Below are 5977 nucleotides of genomic sequence, written 5' to 3' on the forward strand. Positions count from 1 at the left end.
CTGCCTCTATATCGCCACCATCTGGGTCCATACCCGCATCGACCCCTCGGCGCCGAACTACGAGCTGGAGCCGGTGCCCCTCAAGCAGAAGCTGATGCTGATCCTCACCGACATCCTGCCGATGATCAGCGTCATGGTGCTGATCGTGGCACTGATGCTGATGGGCTTCGCCACCCCTTCAGAGGCGGCTGCGTTCGGGGCCCTGGGCGCCATGGTGCTGGCCTTCATCTTCCGCTGCATGACCTGGGAGGCGTTCAAGCTCTCGGTCACCGGGGCGCTGAAGGTCACGCTGATGGCCTACCTGATCGTGTTCGGCTCCGCCACCTTCAGCCAGCTGCTGGCCTTCTCCGGTGCCTCCAGCGGCCTGATCCAATGGGCTACCAGCTTCGACCTGGCGCCTGTCCTGATGCTGCTGGCGATGTTCGCCGTGCTGCTGGTACTCGGCACCTTCATGGAACAGATCTCCATCATGATGCTGACGGTGCCGTTCTTCTTCCCGCTGGCCCAGGTGCTGGGTTTCGACCCGATCTGGTTTGGCATCATCGTGCTGCTGGCGCTGGAGATCAGTTTCTCGACGCCACCGCTTGGGCTGCTGCTGTTCGTGATGAAAGGGGTGGCACCCAAGGGCACCACCATGCGCGAGATCTACGCCGCGGCGATTCCCTATATCCTCTGCTCGATGCTGCTGGTGGCGTTGCTGATCGCCTTCCCGGCCATCGCCACCTGGCTGCCGGGAATGATCAACTGAACCCGATCCAACGCCGAAACCCCCACATCCCGCATGGCAGAGAAGGTGCGGGGTTTCGGCGCAGCTCGGCGCTATTCCCCGCCGATTCGACGCCGATTGGACTTTTTCATAGGAGAGACGTAGGGTAGGCGACCCCTGGATCAGGCAAGAGCGCTGATTCCAGATCCCTGACAGTCCCGCTACGGGACACCCCTGGTCTTGCCCGAGCGCAGACGGGATCGTCGGCATTTCGACTGTCCACCGCCGACGCCATTCGATAGAGAAGATATCCATGTCGCCTCACTATGCCGACGAGGGCCTGTGCATGCCGCGCCGCCCGCCGCCGAGCCTCACCACCCTGGGATAACGCTGTTAAACGGCGTTGCATTGCCGTGTCCGCCCGATAGCTCAAGACAGCTCACGATAGCTCACCGGGGCCGCACCATGCTCCGTGTCCGCTGGCGCCTGCCCGGACACTCGGTTGCGCTGGCCCGTCTTGCGGCCATGGCATGCCCCAGCTTCTCCCTCCGCCCGGCATGTCGGCCTGATCGACCTGCCCGGGCGTGTCCGTTCCATCTACCGGGGACTGCCCTTGAACAGTGAATCGCTCTACCAATTCTCGATCCCGACCGTCCTGCTGCTGCTATTCGCCTTCTACGGCGGCACCTACCTGATGACGCTCGGCATCCGCAAGAAGAACGAAGACGCCGACGCCTTCATGGTCTCCAATCACCGCGTGGGCTTCGGCATGGGCGCTGCCAGCATGACCGCCACCTGGATCTGGGCCGCCTCTTTCTACGCCGCCGCCACCTCGGGCTATACCTATGGCGTCTCGGGCCCCATCCACTACGGGCTCTGGGGGGCACTGATGATCCTGTTCATCTACCCCTTCGGACGGCGCTTCCGCAAGCTCGCCCCCAATGCCCACACCCTGGGCGAGCTGATCCACGCCCGACACGGCTCTTCCAGCCAGCTGATCCTGGCGCTCTCCAACGTGCTGGGCAGCGTCATCAGCCTGATGGTCAACTTCACCGCCGCCGGCGCGCTGGTCTCGGTGCTCTCGCCGCTCTCCTTTCAGGCCGGGGTGATCATTGCCGGCTTCGGCGTATTGCTCTATACGCTGTGGTCGGGCTTCCGCGCCTCGGTGATGACCGACTTCGCTCAGCTGGTGGCACTGATGGCGATTGCCATCGTGATCATTCCTGCGGTGTTCTTCTCCATGGGCGGCCCCAGCGAGCTGGTCGCCGGCCTGGGTAACCTGACCGCCGAGCAGACCAACCTCTTCTCCATGGATGCCATCCTCTACCAGGGCGCGCCTTCTTCGTCGCCGTACTGGCCTATGCCATCGGCAACCAGACCATTTCCCAGCGCCTGTTTGCGGTCAACGAGAGCCACATCAAACCCACCTTCATCACCGCCACCATCGGCTACGGCGCCATCGTCATCGGCCTGGGCATGATCGGCCTGATGGCGCTGAGCTTGGGGGTCGAACCCATGGGCGGCGACATGAACAACCTGATCCCGCAGATGGTTTCCACCTATCTGCCACCGCTGTTCATCGCGCTGTTCTTCATCCTGGTGATCGGCTCGCTCTCCTCCACCGCCGACTCCGATCTCTCGGCGCTGTCGGCGATCATGATGGCCGACGTCTATGGCAAGAACCTGGCCCGCGGCAAGGCCGATCCCAAGCGCATGCTGCTGGTGGGTCGCCTGACCATGATCGTCGCTACCGCGGTGGGTATCGTCTTTGCCAGCTTCTCGCTGGATATCCTGGTGATGCTGGTGTTCGTCGGTGCACTCTGGGGGGCTATCGTCTTCCCGGTCATCGCCAGCTGCTTCTGGAACCGGGTCACCAACCAGGCCTTCACTACCTCGGTACTGGTCGCCATGGTGCTGTTCTGCCTGGCCCGCTTCGAGCTGCTGCCCATGAGCGGCGGCAGCGGCCTGTTCTTCGAGGTGCTGGCAAGCATCGGCGGCGGTGTGATCATCGGCCTGATGGTGTTCGGCTTCCTGGGCCGCATTGCCGGCTTCATCGCCGCCGCCCTGGCGCTGGTGGCGATGCTGGTGTTTGCCACCGATTTCCTGCGCGACTACACCGTACTGCTGGCTTCGCTGACCGCCTATGGCGCCAGCACCCTGGTCTGCGTGGTGATGAGCCTGATGAGCCGGCAGCCGGACTTCGACTTCGCCACCATTGGCGAGCAGGTGGGAGACTACGAAGCGTCCCGCCCAGAGCCCGCCACGTCAGGCGGCCAGGCAGCCGCGGCCAATCTGGCCACTCAGCGCTGATCGCTCACTCGCCCCATGACAACGCGGTGCCGACGACCGGCACCGCCCAGGAGAATCCCACATGACATTTCTTCTAGGCTTCTACGTCCTGATCTGGCCCGCCATCACCCTGGTGGTGCTGGTAGTGATCTGCCGCGCCGTGATGCGGGACCGCCGCAAGGCAAAGGAGGAGCAGCGCGAACTGGTATGAATCGCGCTGAATGACCGCAACGGGCCCTGACATCAGGGCCCGTTGCGTTTCGGTTCTGCATGGCCCGGCCACCCCCAGCCCGGGCACGAAATCACCACCTGATTGCCCGGCATGATCCATTGACGAGTGGGCCGGCTGGCGTAGCACCTCCACGGCCGACCGCCCTATAAAGTTTGGCTATCGACGTGGTCGACGATTTCGCATTGTGCTAATGGATTCATGGGGAGTAGGTTAAGGGTAGTCGGACGTGGAGCCGCGGCTTTCGTCACCTGGTAACCGAAGGTTGATGTGGCTCAATGTCCCCCGAACCGCCATCGTCTATTCATAGGTGGCCGTTCTATCCACGCAGCCTTGATTGGAGAACGGTATGGGTAATGAGCAGAACACAGGCAAGTGCCCGGTAATGCACGGCGGCAACACTGCCGCAGGTAGTTCGAACATGGACTGGTGGCCGGAAGCCCTGAACCTCGACATCCTTCATCAGCACGATCGCAAGACCAACCCGATGGGCGAGGACTTCGATTATCGTGAAGCCGTCAAGAACCTCGACTTCGACGCACTGAAGAAGGACATGCAAGCCCTGATGACCGACAGCCAGGAGTGGTGGCCGGCCGACTGGGGCCACTACGGCGGCCTGATGATACGCATGGCCTGGCATGCTGCGGGCACCTACCGCATCGCCGACGGACGCGGTGGCGGCGGCACCGGCAACCAGCGCTTCGCTCCCATCAACAGCTGGCCGGACAACGCCAGCCTGGACAAGTCGCGCCGCCTGCTGTGGCCGCTCAAGAAGAAGTACGGCAACCAAGTCAGCTGGGCCGACCTGATAGTTCTGGCCGGCAACGAGGCCTATGAGTCCATGGGCCTCAAGACCTTCGGCTTCTCCTTCGGTCGCGAGGACATCTGGCACCCCGAGAAGGACATCTACTGGGGCGCCGAGAAGGAGTGGCTAGCCCCCTCCGACGAGCGCTATGGCGATGTCGGGAAGCCCGACACCATGGAGAACCCGTTGGCCGCGGTGCAGATGGGCCTGATCTATGTGAACCCGGAGGGCGTCAACGGCCAGCCGGATCCGCTCAAGACCGGCGAGCAGGTACGTGAAACCTTCGCCCGCATGGCTATGGACGACGAGGAAACCGCGGCCCTGACTGCTGGCGGCCACACCGTCGGCAAATGTCATGGCAACGGCGATGCCGAAGCACTCGGCCCGGAGCCCGAAGCGGCCGACGTCGAGGAGCAGGGGTTCGGCTGGAAGAACCCCAACATGAAGGGCAAGGCAGCCAATGCGGTGACTTCAGGTATCGAAGGGGCCTGGACCACGCACCCGACCAAGTTCGACATGGGCTACTTTGACCTGCTGTTCGGTCACGAGTGGGAACTGAAGAAGAGCCCCGCCGGCGCCAATCAGTGGGAACCGGTGAACATGAAGGAAGAGGACAAGCCGGTCGATGCCAGCGACCCTTCCATTCGCCACAACCCGATCATGACCGATGCCGACATGGCCATGAAGATGGACCCGAAATACCGGGAAATCTGCAAGAAATTCATGGCGGATCCCGAGTACTTCAAGGACTGCTTCGCTCGCGCCTGGTTCAAGCTGATCCACCGCGATCTTGGGCCCAAGAGCCGTTACATCGGTCCGGAAGCCCCCTCTGAAGACCTGATCTGGCAGGACCCGGTTCCGGCCGGCAATACGGACTACTGTGAAGAAGTGGTCAAGGAAAGGATTGCCGAAAGCGGCCTGTCCATCGGTGAGATGGTCACCACCGCCTGGGACAGCGCTCGAACCTTCCGCGGTTCCGACATGCGCGGTGGCGCCAACGGTGCCCGCATCCGCCTGGCACCACAGAAAGACTGGGAGGGTAATGAACCCGAGCGGCTGGCCAAGGTGCTCAAGGTATACGAGCAGATCTCCAGCGAAACCGGCGCCAGCGTGGCCGATGTGATCGTACTCGCCGGCAGTGTGGGGATCGAAAAAGCCGCCAAGGCGGCTGGCCACGACATCCGCGTTCCTTTCCTGAAGGGCCGTGGCGATACCACTGACGAAATGACCGACGCCGCCTCCTTCGAATACCTGGAACCGCTGGCCGATGGCTTTCGCAACTGGCAGAAGAAGGACTACATCGTCAAGCCGGAGGAGATGCTGCTCGACCGCGCCCAGCTGATGGGCCTGACCGCCCCCGAGATGACCGTGCTGATCGGCGGCATGCGGATGCTGGGAACCAACCACGGCGGCAACAAGCACGGCGTGTTCAGCAATCGTGAAGGTCAGTTGACCAACGACTTCTTCGTCAACCTGACCGACATGGGCAACACCTGGAAGCCGGTGGGCAACAATCTCTACGAGATTCGCGACCGCAAGACCGATCAGGTTAAGTGGACCGCTAGTCGCATCGACCTGGTGTTCGGCTCCCACTCCATCCTGCGCTCCTACGCCGAGGTTTACGCCCAGGACGACAACCAGGAGAAGTTCATGAAGGACTTCATCAAGGCCTGGACCAAGGTGATGAACGCCGACCGCTTCGACCTGGAGATGCTCCAGCAGTAACAGGCCGTGAGCCAGGCGCTTTCCCTGGCCATACCGTCGACAGGACAGAGGCGCCCGGTTGATCCCGGGCGCCTTTTWTTGAGTTCTTCGCAGCGCTCAGGTCCCGCAGAAGGTGCGGAAGACCCGCTCGCGGGGCGATGCCGGCAGGGTGTAGGCCTCGCGGCCGGGCTGCTCCTCGAACGGCCGGGTGACCACGGCGAGCAGCGCCTCGAAGGGGGCGAAG

5 protein-coding genes are annotated in these 5977 nt (G+C 62.8%); all 5 read left to right on the forward strand.

What is annotated here, in order from left to right:
• Nucleotides 1–748, forward strand: a 748-nt coding sequence (locus tag Q427_RS01900; protein WP_043510495.1) for a TRAP transporter large permease subunit, incomplete at its 5' end; no start/stop codon positions are given.
• A gap of 571 nt (nt 749–1319) precedes the next feature.
• The gene (locus Q427_RS36645) at nt 1320–2186 is read left to right on the forward strand and encodes a sodium:solute symporter family transporter (protein ID WP_442905425.1); all 867 of its coding nucleotides are present in this window, start codon (nt 1320–1322) and stop codon (nt 2184–2186) included.
• Nucleotides 2099–3016, forward strand: coding sequence for a sodium:solute symporter family transporter (locus Q427_RS36650; protein ID WP_442905426.1), 918 nt, complete (start codon nt 2099–2101; stop codon nt 3014–3016). The genes Q427_RS36645 and Q427_RS36650 overlap by 88 nt, the downstream gene beginning before the upstream one ends.
• Before the next feature lie 61 nt (nt 3017–3077).
• Nucleotides 3078–3206, forward strand: a complete 129-nt coding sequence (locus Q427_RS33090; protein WP_231613312.1) for a putative transporter small subunit — start codon at nt 3078–3080, stop codon at nt 3204–3206.
• Nucleotides 3207–3573: 367 nt separating this feature from the next.
• A complete protein-coding gene (gene katG, locus Q427_RS01910; protein ID WP_043510497.1) occupies nt 3574–5754 on the forward strand; it encodes a catalase/peroxidase HPI in 2181 nt (726 codons plus the stop codon).
• Nucleotides 5755–5977: the final 223 nt, after the last annotated feature.

Source organism: Halomonas sp. BC04, from assembly GCF_000568385.1.

Excerpts from the sequence above, each read along its gene's own strand:
- katG (WP_043510497.1), top strand. The coding sequence starts at position 3,574 with ATGGGTAATGAGCAGAACACAGGCAAGTGCCCGGTAATGCACGGCGGC.
- Q427_RS33090 (WP_231613312.1), top strand. The coding sequence starts at position 3,078 with ATGACATTTCTTCTAGGCTTCTACGTCCTGATCTGGCCCGCCATCACC.